This is a genomic window from Nostoc sp. PCC 7107, from assembly GCF_000316625.1.
GTDB lineage: Bacteria > Cyanobacteriota > Cyanobacteriia > Cyanobacteriales > Nostocaceae > Nostoc_B.
Window position 1 is genome coordinate 450,110 of the sequence record NC_019676.1, and the last position, 21,404, is coordinate 471,513.

Here is a 21,404-nt window from a genome sequence, read left to right on the forward strand (position 1 = left end):
ATGCCAAATATCCAAGAAATCGCCAATTACGCCAAGGAAAATGCTGATAAACTTGGCATCAAAAAATTTGACATTTATGGCTCAACCATAGATGAAACTAGCGTCCAAGTAGATCAGGGTGAGCCAAAACAAGTTAAAGCCTCAAATCGCTCTGGAGTTACAGTGCGTGTTTGGAATGAGCAAAACACAATTGGGATTACTAGCACCACAGATGTAGATCCCAAAGGATTAGAACTAGCGCTAAAAACTGCCTACGATGCTAGTTTCTTTGGCGTTAAAGAAAATGTTCCCGATTTCAGTCCAGAGGCGACAGTTCCGATTGCTCAAATACCAAAAGATAAAGCGCCTCAAGCCCCAGTTGCGGAACTGATAGAAAAATTACTGGTAGCAGAAAAAGAATTACTAACTGCTCATCCAGCCATTAAAGGTGTACCTTACAACGGTTTAGCGCAAAGAGATATTGACAGATTTTATCTCAACAGTGATGGTGCAGTTAGAACCGAATCTCACTCCATCGCCTCAGTTTATCTTTACAGCAAAACTGAAGAAGAAAATAAAAAACCTCGCAGTGGTAATAGTTTTAGAATTAGCCACAGTGTTGATAATCTTGACATTAATGGCTGTATTAAAGAAGCCGCAGACAAAACTATCAGTCACTTAAACTACGAAAAAGTTAAATCTGGTAAATATTTAGTTGTGTTTTCTCCAGATGCTTTTTTAAGTTTGTTGGGTGCTTTTTCTAATTTATTTAACGCTCAAAGCATTTTAGATAATCAAAGTTTGTCTACTCCTGATGATTTAGGCAAAGAAATTGCTGCTCCTTTGCTTTCAGTTTATGATGATGCTCTGCACCCTGCTAATGTTGGTGCGGAAACTTTTGATGGCGAAGGTACTCCTACTCGGAAGGTGGCGTTAATTGAAAATGGTGTGTTAACAGGATTTTTACATAGTGCGGGTACAGCTAAAAGAATGAATGCTCAACCCACAGGTAACGCGAGTATTGGTGCAAAAGTTAGCGTTAGTCCCAATTTTTATCATGTATTTGCAGCCGCTAACCCTGAGCAAGAATTTAGTTTAGCAACTGCGGAAAATGTAATTTTAATTGATGATTTGCAAGCTTTACACGCTGGTGTAAAAGCTTTACAAGGCTCATTTTCTTTACCGTTTGATGGTTGGTTAATCAACAAAGGTGAGAAGACAAGTATTGAATCAGCTACAGTTGCTGGGGATTTTTTACAAGTTCTCAAGTCAATTGTGTACCTAGAAAAAGAAGTCGAATTAACCCCAGGCGGTGTTTGTCCGAGAGTATGGGTTGAGGGACTTTCAATTACTGGGGAATAATAGATGACAAATTGCTGATTTTTGTCGAGTATAAATCCAGGAAAAAGTAGGTTGGTGGAGGTGTATGAAAGATATTTAACTGCACCTCTACCCAACACTAATACCAATTTTATATGAAGCTGCATATAATAGAGGGAATAAAGTGGATAAATAAAAATAAGCATGAGCCGCCCTTTTAAGATTGAAATTGCAGAAAGCGAAGCAGAATTAAAGAAACGTCTACAAACAGCCAACGTAGGAAACCAGAAAGAAAAACTGATGATGCTGTGGTGGATAAAAAGCGGACAGGTTCATGAACAGCAAGAAATTGGAAAACGCTTGGCTCTAGATACATCAACTGTCACAAGGTGGTTACAAAGATATAGAGTCGGTGGACTAGATGAATTATTAGAAATTAAAAAAGCTCCGGGAGCAAAACGAAAAATTGATGAGGTAGCGATCGCGGCACTAACAGAGGAGTTAAAAACAGGAAAAGGCTTTAGTAGCTATGGCGCAATAGTGGAGTGGTTAAAAAAAGAACAGGGACTGGAAGTAGAGTATGCAACAGTATATGCGTTAGTTAGATATAAATTAGGAGCAAAGCTCAAAGTACCACGTCCACAAAGCCATAAGCAGGATGAGAAGTTAGTATCTGAGTTTAAAAAAAACTCGGTATCATTATCGAGAGGCTAGAAAAACATCTAGCACCAGGAAAGTGTATTCATTATCTGTGTCAGGATGAAACCAGGGTGGGATTAAAAACTTTAACGGGAAAAGTAATTACGGCCGCTGGAGTCAAACCAACTGTAGCAGTGAAATGGGAAAGAGAAAATTTTTGGATTTATGGTGCAATTGAACCATTAACAGGACAACATTTTCAGCAAGAATACCCGCATCTCAATGGTGAGTATTTTCAACAGTTTTTAGACTGCTTATCGCAACAATTAGGTTCAGATTATGCAATTTTACAAATAGACCAAGCTCCTGCTCATATCAGTAGTGCGATTAATTGGCCTGAAAATATTATTCCCCTGCTGCAACCACCTCATGCTCCTGAGCTTAATCCCATTGAAAGGCTATGGCAGTTTCTCAAAAAATCTCTCAAGAATGAACTGTTTTCTGACTTGCAAGACTTACGCACTCGCCTACAGCAATTGTTCGAGCAATTAACATCTCAACAGGTGATTTCTATCTCTTCTTATAACTTTATTTTAGAAGCTCTTTTCTATGCAGCTTCATATTAAATTGGTATAAGATTATGAAATTTTTAGATCAGATTTCATAATATAAAACAATTGTTGCTTTAATTTAATATTGCCTAAACCTGCAATGATTTCAGCCATTTATTAACAAGGGTATTGGCAGTTTTCATTGCTGTATTGAAGTTTTGCTTTAACTGATGTTGACGATGCCATTTTTGAAAAGCGATTTCATAGGCTTCACCCTTAGCGTAAAAGTTATTCCAAAAGTCTAGCCCAACAGTCAAGCCCCAAAATAGGCAAATACCTAGTGACCAATGAATACTAGGAACAATCAGAAAAAAATTAACTAATATTAAAAAACTATTGACAATAACAAAATTACCCAAACGTTTTTTAAACTTTGAGAGACGGTAAGTATCGAAAGCCTGACGTTGTTGAATTTCGCTTTGTTGCGATCGCCAGTCTGTTTCAGCTAATTGTAAAGACTCTGGTGATATATCTAACTCACCAGCGATTTCTAATAATAATTCATAAGAAAATTCTTTATCTTGGTCATCAGCTTGACGGGCGATCGCCAATTGAAGAATGCGTTGGACATCTTCTTGACTATAAGAACGGTGATTATTAGGTTCAAATGCCGCCATAGTTACTATCTCTGATTTACTATTGATAAAAATAAATCGCCCGTTCTACTAACAAGCACTAATTCTACATTAACAAATCCAGAAACTGGTGGAAGTCATTTAACAAACATTATTTGGAAAACTAACTCTGTGGTAGCCTAAAGGCGTAAATATCTTGAATAACTTGTACCCAACCATCAGAAAGAGATTCCAGGATGCGATCGCCTTTTTCTTTGCTGGCGGTTGTCGCATCACCAATCACCCCACTTTTACTAATATCGCGTGTCGTCCAAGATACTGGTAATTGTCCTTCCCAACTAATTAAAGTACTTTCTGGCTGTTCTGGCGGATATTCAGCAACAGCTTTTTTGAGTTTCACCTGTTCTGGTAAAATTGCCAACATAATGCTAGTTTCAGCGTCTCCAGCGTGCATACCAAGTTTGGCTTCTTTAGGAGTCAGCAATTCTTTGGTAATATTGGGCGCGCGCCAAGTAAACAGCGGAAATACTAAAAAGTCATCATATTTAACGTGTAAATCTCGCGCCGCCATTTGCATAATTTGCGGTTGTCCGCCGTGGGAGTTCATCAAGACAAGTTTTCTAAACCCAGCCCGATAAATACTTTCTCCCACTTCCATAATTATGGCTGTCAGGGTTTCAGAACTGAGGGTAATTGTGCCAGGAAAGTGCCAATGTTCGCTGGATTTACCATAATAGAGAGTGGGCAAAGAGTATGCAGGGATGTTTGCATCTAGCTTAGTCAGGGCTTTTCCCAAAACACCAACACTAATCGCTGCGTCCACAATTAATGGTAAATGGGGGCCATGTTGTTCAATCGCCCCTATTGGTTGAATTATTACCACATTTTCTTTATTGGGCATATCTTGGATATCATTCCAAGTCAGGTAGGGAAAAAACCGTTCTGGGGGAATAAAGCTGTGCATTTTATAGCAAAGTGCTGAGTGCCAGTGTTTTCAAAGCTTTGAGTAATCAATCATCTCCTAAACTGGCTTGATGATTGCTAAAATTTTGAGTCTTGTGAAGACTCTCTTATACATCAGGATATTACCAGAAGTAGAGACGCATAATAGCCAAAGAACAAGTAACAACAAGGAAAATTCAATGGTTGATGAAAATGGTTCAATTCGCACTTTATCAGTTGATATTGGTGGTAGCGGTGTTAAAGCGATGGTTTTGGATATTACTGGAACTCCCCTCACAGAAAGGGCGAGGGTAGATACACCATCCCCAGCAAGACCGGAAGTGGTAATTAATGCGATCGCAGTTTTAGCCGCCGCCCAAGGTGATTTTCATCGCGTTTCGGTGGGTTTTCCTGGTGTGGTGCGCTGTGGAGTCACAGAAACAGCGGTAAATTTACATTCTGATTGGGTTGGCTTTGACTTAGCCACAGTATTGTCTCAACGTTTAAATAAGCCAGTACGGGTAATTAATGATGCAGATATGCAAGGCTTAGGTGCGATCGCTGGTAAAGGTGTAGAGTTAGTCGTTACCTTGGGGACTGGCTTTGGTTCAGCTTTATTTGTTGATGGTAAACTTGTGCCAAATATGGAAATGGGACACCATCAGTTCCGCAAAAAACAGACTTACGAAGAACAATTAGGACGTGCAGCTTTACAAAAGTATGGCGAGAAAAAATGGAACAGACGCTTAGAAAAAGCGATCATCTCTTTACAGCATTTATTTAATTATGATTATCTTTATATCGGTGGTGGTGAAGCTGTGAAAATTAATTTACAACTACCACTTAATGTCAAACTTGTTCCTAATGTGACAGGTTTGTTAGGTGGAATTGCTTTGTGGCGCGATTAGGAATTTGATGAAGTCTGAAATTAATTAGTGTAGTGAGGGATTCATACTCACCACTAATTAATATTTTACTCCTGACTTCTACCTTCTATTACATTACCCCTGCGCTCGATAAACTGGGCTGATTTGACGATAGGTATTAAGTAAAGTCAGGAATTGATCAAAATCAAAACTTACTGGGTCAATTTTTTGACCAGAACGATCAACTTGTTGATGGGTAGTGATGCGGTCTTCGGGAATTTGACTTTGAGCAATTAACCAAGCTAGAGAATGATATTGTTCTTGAGTATAGCCGCTATGAGCTTTAATATAATTATCACCGCGTCCATCGGGTGGTGTTTCTAAAGAAACATGATAGGCAAAATTATTTACAGATGGTGATAAGTTAGGATTAGTTTGGACAGTTTCAACGCCATTAAAGCTTTCAAATACTGAGTTAGCCGCCCCAAAAGCTCGCTTTTCTGGTGGTACTAAATAAACAACTGTGCCATCTAGTTTAATTAATGTATGATAACTGGCTTGGACACTTTCATCTTCATGAGGTGTCTGAAAAAAATTAATTGCACTATCGGCAGAATAACCAGTTTCATGTATGACAATAATTGGTTGATTGGTGAGTTTTACACCATTAACATCTTGAGTATAGCGATCGCCATAATTACTTGGATCTACCGCAGCGATTTGATATCTGGGTTGATATTGAGCAAAAGCCTCTGTAGTTCTATATCTGCCAACATTTTGTCTGGTAGTAACTGAAGATTTAGTAGGTTGATTTTTAGAGGATTGCAATTGTGTTTGGGGATATTCACTCCAATTGGTAGTAATCTCTTGATTTGATGACGTGATGGGATGCGTTTTTAATTGGTTAATTTTGCCAATCAAGAGTGCCACACTCAAAGCGGTGAACATTAAAGAAATTAATAGCACCCTGGTTGCCCAGTCTCTAAAACTCATGTTTGCAGATTTCAGAATACAGCTAAAAATAATCTTAATCGAAACGAGAGTTTAACTCCTGCCTTCTTTAATTAACCTTTTGCTAGACATTTCTTAACCTAGCTGGGATAGCGTGAAGCACTGAATCCAACATTAATTTAATTGCGATCGCCTAAGCTGTAAAGTGCATCTTTGCAGTTTATATTGTCTTGCCAAATTTGCGTAGACGCGAAGCGGCTTGCCAGGGGCATCGCCTTCTCCTATCCTGATTTATCCATACCCAAAAATATGCAAGCTGGTACAACTATCACCAACGTCGGATTTTTAGGACAGCAAATTTTTGCGACGGGCTTTATTCCCTCTGGTGTAGCGGGAATCGTCAATGGTACACCTACTCAAGTGGGTGGTTTGTCTGGTCTTGCTTATGATGCTGCTAATAACCGTTATTATGCCATCTCGGACGATCGCTCTCAAATCGGCCCCGCCCGCTTTTATACTTTCACTGGGAATCCTGCTAATAATAATGTGACGTTTACAAATGTCACTCCTCTACGAGATAGCAATGGAAACTTGTTTGCGGCGTTGAGTTTAGACCCAGAAGATATTGTCTTAACTAACAACGGTACAGTTTTCATTTCTTCCGAAGGAGAAGTAAATCCTGGTGCTGGTCGGGTGACAAATCCCTTTGTGAGAGAGTTTTCTCTCAGCACAGGCCAAGAAGTGCGTTCTTTGACTATCCCGACAAAATTCTTACCAGTAATCACAGCAGGTAATACTCAAACCTCTGGTGTGCGGAATAACTTAGCTTTAGAAAGTCTTACCATCACCCCAGACCAAACAACTTTATTCACCGCCACAGAAAACGCCTTATTCCAAGATGGGGCAGTGGCTTCTGTTACATCTGGTACACCTTCGCGGATTCTGCAATACAACTTAGCTACCGGACAGCCAGAAAGAGAATATCTGTATGTAACTGACCCAGTAGCAGAAACACCTGTACCGGAAACTGCATTTAGCACTAACGGCTTAGTAGATTTACTGGCTATTGATAATCGCGGGACAATACTAGCTGTAGAACGTTCGTTTTCTACAGGAATTTCTGGTACAGGTAATACAATCAAAATTTACGAAATCTCTCTCCAAGGTGCAACTGATATCAGCAGTATTGACTCACTCAATAGTTTAACTGCGGAACAATTAGCTGCAATTCAACCAGCCCAAAAACGCTTGGTTTTAAATTTGAATGATTTGGATTTACCAACAGGGTTAGATAACGTTGAAGGGATAGAATTTGGCCCTACTTTACCAGATGGTCGCCAATCAATTGTTTTAGTTAGTGACAACAACTTCAGCCCTACCCAATTCACCCAAATTCTCACCTTGGGTGCAGATTTAATTCCCACTGTTACGCCGACTGTTGAAACCAGCCCTGCTTTATTGGATGATGATATCCAAAATGCCGATGCAGATGACCCAGCAATTTATGTCAACGCCACCAATTCCGCCGACAGCTTAGTATTAACCTCAGTGAAAAATGGTGGGTTGCGGGTTTACAACTTATCTGGGGAATTGTTGCAAACCTTTAATCCTGGCGATATCCGTTACAACAACATTGATTTGCAATATGGCTTTCAATTGGGGAATCAAACCATTGATATTGCTGTAGCCAGCGATCGCGAAAATGATCAACTAGCAATCTTCAAAATTAATCCTAACCCCACAACTCCCGGTGCATATTTAGAAGACATTACCGACAGCAGCATCAGTACTATCTTTCAAGCAGCACCCTTTGAACCGCCTTATTCATCCGACGAACGCAGTGCTTACGGTTTGGCGCTATACCGCAGCCCCCAAACTAATGATTACTATGCCTTTGTCAGCCGTCGAGAAACTGGAGATGTCGCCCAGCTAAGATTAATTGACAGAGGTAACGGTCAAATTGGTGCTGAACTAGTGCGGGAATTTACTATTCCTACCACAGAAGGGCGATCGCCTCAAACCGAAGGGATGGTAGTTGACCAAGAAACAGGCTATCTCTACATCGGTCAAGAAGATGTCGGTATTTGGAAATTTGACGCAGAACCTTTTGGAAGCAATACAGGTACACTGATTGATCGCGTCCGTGATTTGGGTGGTACCAATCTCACCAACGATGTCGAAGGATTAACTATCTACTATGGTAGCGATGGTCAAGGCTATCTGTTAGCTTCCAGCCAAGGCGATAACACCTTTGTGGCTTACAACCGTGCAGGTAATAACGAATATATCGGTAGTTTTGCTGTCGGGAATAACGGATCAATTGATAGCGTACAAGAATCTGATGGCGCAGATGTGATCAATGTGCCTTTAGGTGCTAACTTCCTATCAGGCGTATTCATTACTCAAGACGGTTCTAATGATCCCGCCGTACTGGTAGAAGATGATGGCGAAATCGAAAACATCAGCAGTAACTTTAAATTTGTCCCTTGGGAAAACATCGCCAACGCCTTTCCAGAAGCTTTAACCATCGACACCACAGGTTACAATCCTCGCAACCCCGATACTTCCCAGTTTGTCCCCAGAGTCACCCTCAAAGGTTTTGCTTCCCTTCCTGCTGATACCTTTGCTGAGGGGCCAAGGTCTGGTAGTGCAATTACCGGGAATACCAACGGACGGAATGTCCCCTTCGCCGCCCAACCAGTACAAGGGTTTAGTGGTGTGCAAGTGGCGGATGATAATTCCTTCTACTTTTTATCTGACAATGGTTTTGGCAGTCAAAATAACAGCGCAGACTACCTATTGCGGATTTATCGGGTTGATCCGAGTTTCCGGGGTGCAGAACCGGGTGGGAATGGTAGCGTCAATATTTTGAACTTTATTCAGCTATCTGACCCTGATAATAAAGTACCTTTCCAGATTGTGAATGAAAACACCAGCGATCGCCTGCTCACTGGTGCAGATTTTGATGTTGAATCTTTTGTGATTGCGGAAGATGGAACTTTCTGGATTGGGGATGAGTTTGGCCCTTACTTACTGCACTTTGATGCAACCGGTAAACTGTTAGATGCACCCATTCCCACACCCAACATTACCAATCTCAATACTTTAAACGGTCAAGCACCGATTGTGATTGGACACCGAGGCGCAAGCGGAGAACTACCAGAACACACCCTTGGTTCTTATATGCTGGCGATTCAACAGGGTGCAGATTTCATCGAACCGGATGTTGTGGTGACAAAAGATGGTGTATTGATTGCCCGTCACGAACCGAATATTATTAACACCACCAACGTTTTAGATCATCCCGAATTTGCCGATCGCCGCAGAACAAAAGTTATTGACGGTATCGCTGAGGATGGTTTCTTTGTCGAAGACTTTACCCTAGCAGAAATCAAAACTCTCCGCGCGAGAATCCAACCGAGTTTCCGCACTCAAGCCTTTAACGATTTGTATGAAATTCCTACCTTGCAAGAAATCATCGATTTAGTCAAGCAGGTAGAAAGAGAAACTGGTAAACAAATCGGCATTTATCCTGAAACCAAACATCCTACTTACTTTGCATCAGTTGGGACTCGTTTGGATGGCACACCCATCAATCAAGATATCAGTCAAAAATTAGTTGACTTGTTGGTTGCTAATGATTTTACTAACCCTGAGCGAGTATTTATTCAATCTTTTGAGGTCGGTAATCTCCGTCAACTCAATGATGTGATTTTACCTGCGGCTGGAATTGATTTACCGTTAATCCAGTTGTTAGATGCCCGTGATGTGAGAGTTGATGGTTCGCTGATTGAGTATCAACCTTTTGACTTTGAAGTTAGTGGCGATACTCGCACATACGCAGATTTGAGAACACCCGAAGGTTTGCGAGAAATTGCCACCTACGCCGAAGGAATCGGCCCTTGGAAGCGGATGATTGTATCTGTTCGCGGTGTGGATGCAAACGGCGATGGAATGGCTGATGATGTCAACGGTGATGGATTAGTTAACGACGCAGATACAACCTTAACTGCACCAACTTCTTTGGTGAGTGATGCCCATGATGCAGGCTTGTTAGTACATTCATACACATTCCGCAACGAAGGACGTTATCTCGCATCAGATTATAACGGTGATCCTCAAGCGGAGTTTCGCCAGTTTATTCAATTGGGTGTAGATGGTTACTTTACTGATTTCCCTGGGACTGGTGATTTGGTGCGTGACCAATTAACCGGGCAGTTTGTTAGGTCTCCCCAAAACCCCGATGTCCGCAACCTGCGCGAGTTTAATACCTTAAGTGGTGATGCACCATTAGTTATTGGACACCGTGGCGCGAGTGGTTTGCGTCCTGAACATACCTTAGAAGCATACGCACTAGCGATCGCTCAAGGTGCAGATTTCATCGAACCTGACTTAGTAGCTACCAAAGACGGACGTTTAATCGCCCGTCACGAAAATGCTTTGGCAATTCTCAACAATGATGGTTCAGTTAATCTGACTGACACCAGCACTGATGTTTACCTGCGTCCTGAGTTTGCTAATCGGCTAACTACTAAAGTTATTGATGGTAGAACTATCAGAGGTTGGTTTACCGAAGATTTCACCCTGGCAGAAATCAGAACACTGAATGCGATCGAACGCTTACCGGGCTTGCGGGGAACTCGATTTAACAATGATGGCTTGAAAGTTCCTACCCTCGAAGAAATCATTGATTTAGTGCAGCAGGTCGAAGCCGAAACTGGGCGGAAAATCGGCATTTATCCCGAAACCAAACACCCCACTTACTTTGCTGTTGAAGGTAGACGCATCGACGGCACACCCATCAATACCAGTCTGGGACAATTGCTGGTAGATGTCTTAGTTGCGGAAAACTTTACTGATTCCGACCGCGTATTTATTCAATCTTTTGAGGTGGGTAATCTGCGGGAATTGAGACAAAATATTTTACCCGCAGCCGGAATCGATATCCCCTTAATTCAGTTAATTGGTGGCGCGACAGGTCAACCTTACGACTTCCAATTTAATGGTGATACTCGCACTTATGGTGACTTAATTAGACCTACAGGACTCGCGGCGATCGCTACTTACGCAGTCGGGATTGGGCCAAACAAACGCTTGATTATCCCCGCTACAACAGTAGACCGTAACGGTGATGGTAGACCAGATGACCTCGATGGTGATGGTTCAATTACCGACGCTGATAGAGTCTTGGGTACTCCCACAACCTTAGTCGCAGATGCCCACGCCGCAGGTTTACAGGTACATCCTTACACCTTCCGCAATGAAAGTGTGTTTTTAGCATCTGATTACAACGGCGACCCACTGGCAGAATACAGACAATTCATTGAGTTGGGCGTGGATGCTTACTTTACCGATTTTCCCGGTGTCGGTGATTTAGTCCGCGACCAATTTGTTGGACAACCAGCCGTTGCTAACCTTGGTGGTTCGAGAGGTTTTGAAGGTTTAGCCATCAGTCCCGATAGACAAACTCTGTATCCATTATTAGAAGGGACTGTGGCTGGTGATCCAGCTGGTTCACTACGGATTTATCAATTTGATGTCGCCTCCCAGCAATATCAAGGTTTGGTTGGTTACTACCGTTTAGATAACCCCAATTATGCTATTGGGGACTTCACCGTCATCAACGACCATGAGTATTTGGTAATTGAACGGGATAATAACCAAGGTAGCGCTGCCCAGTTCAAAAAAATCTTCAAAGTTGACTTCTCACAACGGGATGCTAATGGTTTTGTTGAAAAACAAGAAATCGCAGATTTGCTGAATATTCAAGACCCCAACGACTTGAATCAAGACGGTAGCACAACATTTACCTTCCCCTTTGTCACCATTGAAAATGTCTTGGTACTAGATGCAAACACCATCTTGGTTGCCAATGATAATAACTATCCCTTCTCTCAAGGCAGACCAGGAGATATCGACAACGACGAAATAATTGTTCTGGAGTTAGACAGACCGCTGAATTTGGCTACCAGTGTGGTTAGCATTACCAGCACTACACCTAATGCCGTAGAAGGTGATTCCACTCCTGGAACTTTCCGCATTTCGCGCGTCGGTAATACCAATACTGCCTTGACCTTTAATTACACTGTTGGCGGCACTGCTAACAGTAGTGATTACGACAGCCTCACCGGGACTGCAACCATCGCTGCTGGTAGAACCTACGTGGATATTGCCGTTACACCAATTGATGATAACTTGGTCGAAGGTAATGAAACTGTGACTTTGACTTTGGTGGATGGTAATAATTACAACCTTGGTACAACCAACACAGCAGCCACCGTCACCATTACCGATCGCGATCGCCCCCTCACCCAAACTCCCAACAGTGATATCTTTACCATCAAAGGCAGTGGTGCTAAAACCAGACTGCAAGTAGACCTCACCAGACGCGGTTCCAATCGCACCAACGAAATCGGTGTGTTTACTGTAGATGATGCTGCCGGACGAATCAACGGTATTGCCCCAGGTGAAGCAGGTTACACCGCTGCTGCTTTAGACAGGGCAAAAACCATCTTCTCGGCGGTGAATCGTGGCTTGAATACTGCTGATGTTTCCCGATTACTAGAATTTGACTCAGGCGACCAGATCAGATTCTATGTAGTCAGCAATGGTACTAGTGATGATGTCCGCGCTGGTAATATCTCCAGCAACAGCGTCATCTTTGCTAATCCCAACACCCAAAGAATCACCAACTTGGGGAACGATACATTCTCTCTCGCTTGGGAATTTCAACCGGGAAATGGTCAGCCTTTCCAAGATTTGGTGGTAAATATCCAATCTACCGACACGGTTTTACCAATTGGTACAGCTTTGCAAGGTCAATCACAAGCCGAACTTATTGACTTACGTAACGTTACAGAATTAGTAACCGCTGATTTTGTAGTTAGCAAAGATGCAGCTTACAGAAACTACGCCAGTTTCTACCGAGTCACCGATGTGAATGGTGGTATTGACCTCAACGGTGATGGTCAAGCAGATATCTTACCTGGACAAGCTGGTTATACTGAGGCTGCTGTCAGAAATCGTGTTCCAGGGATTGACCTCACAGCCAACACTGGTAGAACAACTTACGAAGCAACCTTCCAAGGAGGTTATATCTATGCACCATTTATCATTGCTAATGGCACGCCAGAAGCGATTTTAGATAGTAACCCCAGAAATCCAGCGGTTTACTTCCCCTTCTTAGGTGCCAATGCTAGACAAACCGACCAAATTGCTTTGTTAGGTAGTAATATCTTTGGCTTTGAAGATTTACCAAGAAGTGGCGATCGCGATTTCAACGATCTAATTGTTCGCGTTGATTTAAACATCGCCTAATTTTGTCAGTCAGCTAAAATAACCACGCTGGAAAAGAAATAAAAGATAGCCATTAGCCCTACCTTTTTAAGTAGGGCTAATTTATTTTGATAAATATTTTTGCGCCTATACACTGAACTTTCTCAAGTTTTTGTATAGTTATTATTTTATCTGCCTCTATCTACCAATAATTTACTTATGTCTCATAGCCGTCAGCCATAATCATAAAATTCTCAAAATTTTAGGGATTAAAGTTATTTAAAGCTTTACTCGATAAAGTATCTCGAAACGGGAGGATGTTAATCGGCTTTAATGGGTAAGGTAACGATGAATTCTGTTCCTTGACCTAATACAGAATTGAGGTGAATTGAACCACCATGTTTCTCAGTGATAACTTGATGGCTAATTGATAAACCTAAACCTGTACCTTTCCCTACAGGTTTAGTAGTGAAAAAAGGATCGAATAGACGAGATTGGATCTGTTCTGGAATACCGATGCCGTTATCGGCGATGATAATTTTTACTTGGTTTTGGTCGGTTTTCGTAGTACGAATTAGAATCTGATTTGGGTTGGCGGTGATTTCTGGTAAACTGCGATCCTGATTACTTTGTTCTAGGGCATCGATCGCATTTACAATCAAATTGATAAATACCTGGTTAATTTCTCTGGCGTAGCATTCTACTAACGGTAGCTCCCCATATTCCTTAATGATGTTAATGGCCGGACGTTCAGGCTGTGCTTGCAGTCGATATTGCAACATGATTAAGGTGTTATCAATACCCTCATGCAGATTCACCGCTTTATATTCTGATTCATCTAAACGAGAAAAGCTGCGTAAAGATAAAACCATTTGGCGAATGCGCTCAGAACCCATATTCATTGATTTGAGAATATTAGGTAAATCATCTTTTAAGAAGTTAAATTCTATATTGTCTATTTCTGCTTGCAGAGATTGTGGCGGATGGGGATAGTGAAATTGATAGGCATTTAATATCTGCAATAGGTCTTGTGTATATTGATGAATGTAATTGAGATTGCCATGTATAAAGGTAATTGGGTTGTTAATTTCGTGGGCAATGCCAGCTACCAATTGTCCCAACGCTGACATTTTTTCACTTTGCACCATTTGTGTTTGGGTACGATGTAATTCTTTTAAAGTTGTTTGCAGTTGCTCATTTTTTTTGTTTAATTCTTGGGTACGTTCTTTGACTCTATCTTCTAATTGAGCGTATAACCGCGCATTTTCCAAGGAGATAGCAGTTTGAGAAATTAATAAATGCAAAATTTCTCGGCGATCGCGCGTAAATGCTCCCACTGTCAGGTTATTTTCTAAATATAAAATGCCAATCAATTTACCTTGATTGAGAATTGGCGCACAAAGAAGACTCTTGGGTGAATATTGCAATATATATGGATCAGCCGCTAGGGTTTTTTCGGTGGCTGCATTCTCAATTACAGCTAAGAAATGGGTATTTTTCACCTGATTTATCAGGCTAACGGGTACTGTTTGATGATCTTCAAAGGGCAGCGATCGCAAAACAATGGTAGGTTGTCCTAGTTGGCAAAGTGCTTCAATGAACCAGGCATTGCCTTTTGGCATGAGCAATGCACATTTATCGGCTCCGGCATTTTTGAGTATGACATCAAGTAAAGTGGAGAGTAATTTCTCTAACTCAATTTCACTGGATAGCGATTGGGAAACTTGGAGAATGCTGGACAAATCGAGGCTGTTTGAAATACTAGCTTGATTAAAACTGGAATTATCAAATGTCTCAAAAGATGTGGAAATAATCGTTTCTGTTGGGTTCAAAGATACTTGCTGTTTGTGCAGAATTGTCAGCATTAGTAGGGGATAGCGGCTTTCTAAATCGATTATTTTAGCTTTGGCTCCCCAACGTGCATAACAGTAATACGCATCAATCATGTAAATTTGAGCGATTTTTGGTTTGCCCCAAGCAAGATAAAATTTAGCCGCTAGTTCATTAGCTAAGGCTTCATCGTTGAGAATTTGATTGTCTTTGGCAAGAGCAATGGCGCGATCATAATGTTCTATTGCTGCTAATTTTTTACCGCAAACTCGACACTTTTCTGCCTCCACTAAATGCCATTTATGCAGATGATTCATTGGAGCAGATTGCGCCCATTGGTGCAGAGTTGTTTGATGGGTTTCTACCTCCATGAGAATTTTACTTTGCTCTGATTCTGGTTGTGTGGTAATGATTGCTAAGTGGGTAAGGGCAGTGTAGAAATGGAAAATAGGAATATGAATTAATCCAGATAATGCCATTAAATAGGGTTGAATTTGGGTAATGTAGTCGAGAGCATTCCCATAATTGCCATAAGAGTAGGCAAGCAGCAGTTTGTAAATGTAAACAAAGGCAATTCCTGTGAGATCATTATCTTTTTGGTGCTTCGGTAGCATCACAGTTTCATCATAGACCTTACCAATTAAACGATCTGGTTGACTGACTGTTTCTCTCAATTGCTCAACTGTTTGCTGCATCATATCTAAATAAATATGCGCTGAATCTTGTTTCACTTGAGCCAAGACAGGACTGTAAGTAGGAAACTCCAGTACCAATGTGTCCAGATTTACACCCATGAACAGGGAAGTAAAGGCGTAAATTACTATGCTGTAGCCAGCATAGAGAAAATCACCAGTTTCCATACCAGTTCTATAGGCTTCTTTTAGAGTGGAAAAAATTGGCAAAGGTGGTTGTCGGCGATGTTGAATGAAACAGCTAAACAGGGTGAGAGTACAGCATTTTCGGCTTTGAGCATTCAACTTCTCTAGTAGCGAGAGTGCTAATTGACCAAATTCATAGCCTGTTTCAACCTCGCCCAAAAAGGAACACAGTACTACACCCTGAGTCACATATCCTACCGTCGAGGCAGGAGCATTACCAAACTGGATAGACAAGCGCACCATTGTTGCGCCTAGCAATGGTAGTAAACTCGGATTGCCCAAAAATACTGGTGCAAATAACATTCCTAACAGTTCCATTGCGGCTTGCGCTGTAGATTCACTCATCTGGGGTAAGTCAATTAGTTTGGCAATTTCTTTGCCATCTAGTTGCTGATTCACCTCTGCTAAGGCTTTTTGAAGATGAAGTTCGTCTAGTTCTGTCGGGAATTCTACGCCCAACTGCCCTAGAGCCTCTCTACCGACTGCGATCGCCGCTAACATTTGGCTTCTAGATGTTTGGGCGGCAATTTGAATTTCATAGATTTTCACTTTGTCAAGAATAGTTTTGGCTTGCTGCAATACCAGTGCAGCAAATTTTTCCATCCCATCAAAATCACCATTTAAATAACTGGCTTCGGCCGCTGCTACATATAGGTTTGAGGTTAATTCATACTGGGTTTGCCAGCAATCTGGCTCTAAAAGGGCGATCGCAATTTGTAAATAAATGGTGGCGGCGCTGTATGCAGTAGCTGTTTTCGCTTTTTCGCCAGCTTTGAAGTTTAGTTGGGCGAGGGTTTGGCGATCGCTTGTTTGGGTGATTAATCCTCTTCCTTGATTGAAATGCCCGACAATATCAAACAGTTTTTCTTCTTGCTCATATTCCGAGACTTGTGCCTGGAGTAATTGACCAATTTGCAAGTGAGTTGCCTGTTTTTGATCATCAGGAATTAGGCAATAGGCTGCTTGCTGTACTCGATCATGTAAAAATTTATAAAAAACGGTCATTTGGTCTTGGTCATTGGTTGTTTGTTGCAGTTCGTCTACAGATGAAAAATCACCGTTGACCAATGACACCGGGTGATAAAATTTATAAATATTATTAATTGGTAGAATCAATCCTTCTTGTAAAGCTTTCCACAAAGCAGCCGCCGTCTCAATTTCTGATTGCTGCGAAACAATTGCCAAGGTTGCTAAATCAAAAGAGTTACCAATGCAAGCAGCTAACTGCAACACTTGTTGAGTTGATTGTGGTAATTTTCGCAGTTGCCAACTCATAAAAGTTACAACATCATCTGTAATCGCTTGAGTGGCGATTTGGGTAATGTCGCATTGCCAACAGCCTAAATCCAAATCAAATTTAATTAGATGATCTTGATATAATGCTTTGAGAAATTGGGTTGTAAAAAATGGGTTTCCTTGGGTTTTTTGGTATATTAATTGAGAAAGATTTTTTGGCAAATTTGCAGCACATTTTAGAGTATCAGCAACTAATTGATTTATTGTTTCCTGACCCAGTGCAGCTAAAGTAATTGTATTAATTGGTATCTGTTTTTCTTGGATTTCATTTAGAGTTAATATCAAACGATGCCCTGGATGAACTTCGTTATCTCTATAAGCACCAATCAACAAAAGATAATTTGTATCAGCCATTAATATTTGCATTAAATTTAATGATGCTGAATCTGCCCATTGCAAATCGTCTAAAAATATCACTAGGGGATGGTCTGGACTGGTAAAAACTTGAGTGAATTTTTGAAATAATAAATTAAAACGATTTTGGGCTGCGGTACCGAATAATTCTACTGCTGCTGGTTGTTCTCCAATAATTCTGGCTAATTCAGGGATAACTTCAATAATTACTTGTCCATTTTCGCCAACGGCATCTAATATTTGGGTTTTCCATTGCTGAATCTGTGTATCACTTTCGGTTAACAATTGCCCCATTAAATCTCTAAATGCTTGCACAAAGGCACTAAAAGGAATATTCCGTTGAAATTGGTCATATTTACCTTTGATAAAATAACCGCGTTGGCGCACAATCGGTTTATGCACTTCGTTGACAACAGCGGTTTTACCAATACCAGAAAATCCAGCAACCAAGACCATTTCCGTTGCGCCAGCACTAACTCTGCCAAATGCTTTGAGCAGAATTTCTACTTCTAGTTCTCTGCCATAGAGTTTATCAGGAATAATAAAGCGATCGCACACATCTCTTTGGGCAATTAGGAAGCTATGAATTTCACCTGTTGATTTGAGTTGATATAAACAATTTTGTAAATCTGTTTTGAGTCCTAATGAACTTTGATAGCGGTCTTCGGCATTTTTTGCCATCAATTTGTTGATGATTTCTGATAATACAGCCGGGATTTGGGGATTAATTTTATCTACTAAAGGCGCTACCTTGGCAATATGACAATGTAACAACTCCATTGCATCATCTGACCGAAAGGGTAACTCTCCTGTAAGTAACTCGTAAAAAGTGACACCTAAAGAATAAAAATCAGTTCTGTAGTCAATTCCTCGGTTCATTCTCCCTGTTTGTTCTGGGGAAATATAAGCTAGTGTACCTTCTATTACATTAGGATTCAGAACAGTATGAGTTTCTCGCGGTAACAAAGATGCAATACTAAAGTCAATTAATTTAACTTGTTTGGTTTCAGGATTAATTAAAATATTGCTGGGTTTAATATCTTTATGAATAATTCGCTCTCGGTAAAGTATCTCTAAGCAATTGCACATAGCGATCGCTATATGTAAAAATTCCCTCAGAAATTCTCCACTTACCCCTACTCTCCATTCTTGCAGAGAAATTCCTCCAAAATCTTCCATCACTAACCCATAGCCATTTTGATAGGTTTCCAGGCTGTAGGTTTGGATGATTTCAGGATAGTTGAGATTTTTGGCAATGGTGTATTGATTCCGAAACTGCACTAGTTCGCTAAAGCTAGGATAAGGATTTTTCAGCAGTTTAATAATTAAGGATGAACAATCACTTTCTCGAACAGCCCGATAAACCAAGGTCTTAGAGCCATTGTAAAGTTCTTTACCTAACCGATATCCGGGAATACTTAGCATAATACCAAATCTTAAATCTCAGATTTAGTATTCCCATACGTAAAAAATATTTATCAGTACTGCCAAAATAGTTACAGTCATCAATCAACAACCGCTAAGAACACTAATCCCTATAGAGATAATCGTTAAGCGTAAATTGCTAGAGAATTGGTACACATTTTTACTGAATTAAGTATGTGTTTACCAATACAAGTTTCTTTACAGACATACCATAAACCTCTTGAGATTAGCTGCAATATTTTTTACGAGAGCAAGAATAATTCCAGAGAACCTAGACGCATAGATAAATTCCCTATCCACTATCGAAAAGGTTATGGGTTCTCTCCCCAGAAGAAGTTTCTGCATAAATTAATTGGGTGCGGCTCTTTTAGGAAGATAAAGAGCCGCACCCAATTCAATTTCAATTGTCTCTCAAGCCATCCCAAGAGGAAAAAGTCCAGCGACTTCCCTCAAACCGAACCAGCCTCATCTCATACCCTTATCCAATTTCAACAAATAACCTTTGTGCGTAAATTCGATACTAGTTTGGTGTTGGAGCAGTCAAACCAATCTTGACAATGACATCATTGAAATCATTGTCGCCACCAACTAAATCTTCAAAACCAAAAGTGTTATCACCTAATATCCGCACATGCTGAGACTTGTCAGAGTTGGCACCTAAAAACGTAAAGAAAACCTAGCGTGGCAAAACTTACTAGAGAAGAGCGGAAATCCTGTAATCTTGACCTTGTAGCGAAATAATGGTGCAAAAACTTGGCAAGAAAAAGTTTAAAACCAGAGGCAACATCGTTTGAAGTACTCGATTGTGTTCAAAAAAAATGCCCCTCGTGCGGGGAAGCAATGTGGAATGAATACAATAATCCTCGACATATAAGAACATTAAATGGGGTAGTAGAACTACAGCTAAAAATTCGTCGATGTCAAAATAAGTCATGTATGCGGTATAAAAAAGCATATCGACCAGAGCGAGAAGGGTCACTCGCTCTACCACAGAACGAATTTGGTTTGGATGTGATTGCTTATATAGGAGCATTACGCTACCAGGAACATAGAAGTGTTCCCCAAATACACACTCACCTCGAATTAAAGGGTATATGTATAAGTCAACGAACGGTTACGCACCTAATTGACAGATATGACGAATTACTTTCTTTATGGCTAAAAGATCATAAAAGGTTAAAAGCAATAGTGGCTAATCAAGGACGGGTGATATTAGCTATTGATGGAATGCAGCCAGAAATTGGACATGAAGTATTATGGGTAATTCGAGATTGCTTATCAGGAGAAATAATACTTGCTAAAACCTTATTATCATCAAGAAACGAAGATTTAGTGGCGTTATTATTAGAAGTAACTAATACCCTAAATGTACCAATTGATGGCGTTGTTAGTGATGGACAACAATCAATTCGCAAAGCTGTTAGGTTAGCATTACCTAGTATTGCTCATGGTTTATGTCATTATCATTACCTGAAGGAAGCTATTATTCCCATATATGAGGCGGATCGACATGCAAAAAAGGAATTAAAGAAAAAAGTTAGAGGATTACGAGACATTGAACGTAGTGTTACCAATGAAGATAAGGATTTGGCAAACATTATTGAAGATTATTGCTCGGCAGTACGTAGTTCTATAACCAATGATGGTCATCCACCGTTAGAAGCATCTGGATTAAAGTTACAAGAAAATTTGACTTTGATAGAACAAAGCTTAGAACGGATGGAAAAAAAGTGCTTTACCACCACCTTTAGTCAACCTAAAACACCTGATAGCTAAAGGTTTATCTGCGACTGCATCTTTATTTTCACCTGTTATAGTTGCATATCAATGGGTTGATAAGGCTAGTAATATTCTCAATAATAAAATAGGTCTTGATGCTGCTGGAGTTAAACAAAGTTATCAGGAACTATTAAGAGAAATGTCCCAACAAAAACAGAAAGCTGGTACACTCAATACCGCAATCGATAACTTTATAAAAACTACCCATAACTACTGGTCTGGACTTTTTCATTGTTACGAAATTGAAGATTTTCCCCGAACTAATAATGACTTAGAAAATGCTTTTGGTATGCTACGTCATTATCAACGTCGTTGTACTGCTCGTAAGGTTGCCCCCTCATCCCTCGTTATTCGTGGTTCTGTCAAACTTGCCTGTGCGTAGGCGTAGCCCGTCGTAGACATCGCTACTAAGCTTCATTCTTTTACCGCATCTGATTTAGCACAAGTTGATATTCATACTTGGCTCGAATTACGCTCTCAATTGCAAAAACACCACAAAGCCAGAATTGAACAATATCGATTTCGCAGAGACCCCAAGGGTTACTTGGCTAATTTAGAGAGTCGTCTTCTCTAGTAAGTTTTGCCACGCTAGGTTTTAAATGGGTTAATAATAATAGTTTTCTACTGCGAAAATTCTCTTCGGGAGATTGTTTGATAATTAATTGTTCATCATTTACAAAAATT

At 40.6% G+C, this 21,404-nt stretch carries 9 protein-coding genes and 2 pseudogenes; 6 read left to right on the forward strand and 5 right to left on the reverse strand.

Going from position 1 to position 21,404, the window contains the following annotated elements; genetic code table 11:
- The 3 genes from NOS7107_RS01960 to NOS7107_RS01970 all read left to right on the forward strand — a co-directional run bounded on the left by NOS7107_RS01960 (position 1) and on the right by NOS7107_RS01970 (position 2,564).
- A complete protein-coding gene (locus NOS7107_RS01960) occupies positions 1–1,341 on the forward strand; it encodes a TldD/PmbA family protein (protein WP_015111311.1) in 1,341 nt (446 codons plus the stop codon).
- Positions 1,342–1,503: 162 nt separating this feature from the next.
- Positions 1,504–2,013 carry a helix-turn-helix domain-containing protein gene (locus NOS7107_RS01965; protein WP_015111312.1) on the forward strand — a complete coding sequence of 170 codons (510 nt, stop codon included), beginning with the start codon at positions 1,504–1,506 and terminating at the stop codon, positions 2,011–2,013.
- Between the two features lie 35 nt (positions 2,014–2,048).
- Positions 2,049–2,564 carry an IS630 family transposase gene (locus tag NOS7107_RS01970; protein ID WP_083889652.1) on the forward strand — a complete coding sequence of 172 codons (516 nt, stop codon included), beginning with the start codon at positions 2,049–2,051 and terminating at the stop codon, positions 2,562–2,564.
- 74 nt (positions 2,565–2,638) lie between these two features.
- Here NOS7107_RS01970 and NOS7107_RS01975 read toward each other — a convergent pair whose 3' ends face one another.
- A complete protein-coding gene (locus NOS7107_RS01975) occupies positions 2,639–3,166 on the reverse strand; it encodes a 2TM domain-containing protein (RefSeq protein WP_015111314.1) in 528 nt (175 codons plus the stop codon).
- 121 nt (positions 3,167–3,287) lie between these two features.
- A complete protein-coding gene (locus NOS7107_RS01980) occupies positions 3,288–4,088 on the reverse strand; it encodes a creatininase family protein (protein WP_015111315.1) in 801 nt (266 codons plus the stop codon).
- A gap of 178 nt (positions 4,089–4,266) precedes the next feature.
- Here NOS7107_RS01980 and NOS7107_RS01985 point away from each other — a divergent pair, with 178 nt between their 5' ends.
- Positions 4,267–4,974 (forward strand): ROK family protein, encoded by a 708-nt coding sequence (locus tag NOS7107_RS01985; RefSeq protein WP_015111316.1) that lies wholly within the window; start codon positions 4,267–4,269, stop codon positions 4,972–4,974.
- Between the two features lie 93 nt (positions 4,975–5,067).
- Here NOS7107_RS01985 and NOS7107_RS01990 read toward each other — a convergent pair whose 3' ends face one another.
- Positions 5,068–5,925 (reverse strand): N-acetylmuramoyl-L-alanine amidase, encoded by an 858-nt coding sequence (locus NOS7107_RS01990; protein ID WP_015111317.1) that lies wholly within the window; start codon positions 5,923–5,925, stop codon positions 5,068–5,070.
- Positions 5,926–6,108: 183 nt separating this feature from the next.
- On the opposite strand from NOS7107_RS01990, the gene NOS7107_RS01995 reads away from it, so the two are divergent.
- Positions 6,109–13,200: a phytase gene (locus NOS7107_RS01995; protein ID WP_253274497.1), complete on the forward strand. Its 7,092-nt coding sequence runs from the start codon at positions 6,109–6,111 to the stop codon at positions 13,198–13,200.
- 278 nt (positions 13,201–13,478) lie between these two features.
- Here the strand turns inward: NOS7107_RS01995 and NOS7107_RS02000 are convergent, their stop codons facing one another.
- Positions 13,479–18,941 (reverse strand): ATP-binding sensor histidine kinase, encoded by a 5,463-nt coding sequence (locus NOS7107_RS02000; RefSeq protein WP_015111319.1) that lies wholly within the window; start codon positions 18,939–18,941, stop codon positions 13,479–13,481.
- 520 nt (positions 18,942–19,461) lie between these two features.
- A pseudogene (locus tag NOS7107_RS27520) lies at positions 19,462–19,605 on the reverse strand (DUF4114 domain-containing protein); the annotation flags it as partial.
- Between the two features lie 176 nt (positions 19,606–19,781).
- On the opposite strand from NOS7107_RS27520, the pseudogene NOS7107_RS27525 reads away from it, so the two are divergent.
- Positions 19,782–21,294 (forward strand): annotated as a pseudogene (locus tag NOS7107_RS27525) (ISNCY family transposase).
- The last annotated feature ends 110 nt before the right edge of the window (positions 21,295–21,404 follow it).

Coding starts and splice junctions, on each gene's coding strand:
- NOS7107_RS01965 (WP_015111312.1), top strand. CDS start 1,504: ATGAGCCGCCCTTTTAAGATTGAAATTGCAGAAAGCGAAGCAGAATTA.
- NOS7107_RS01980 (WP_015111315.1), bottom strand. CDS start 4,088: ATGCACAGCTTTATTCCCCCAGAACGGTTTTTTCCCTACCTGACTTGG.
- NOS7107_RS01990 (WP_015111317.1), bottom strand. CDS start 5,925: ATGAGTTTTAGAGACTGGGCAACCAGGGTGCTATTAATTTCTTTAATG.
- NOS7107_RS01975 (WP_015111314.1), bottom strand. CDS start 3,166: ATGGCGGCATTTGAACCTAATAATCACCGTTCTTATAGTCAAGAAGAT.
- NOS7107_RS01985 (WP_015111316.1), top strand. CDS start 4,267: ATGGTTGATGAAAATGGTTCAATTCGCACTTTATCAGTTGATATTGGT.
- NOS7107_RS01960 (WP_015111311.1), top strand. CDS start 1: ATGCCAAATATCCAAGAAATCGCCAATTACGCCAAGGAAAATGCTGAT.
- NOS7107_RS02000 (WP_015111319.1), bottom strand. CDS start 18,941: ATGCTAAGTATTCCCGGATATCGGTTAGGTAAAGAACTTTACAATGGC.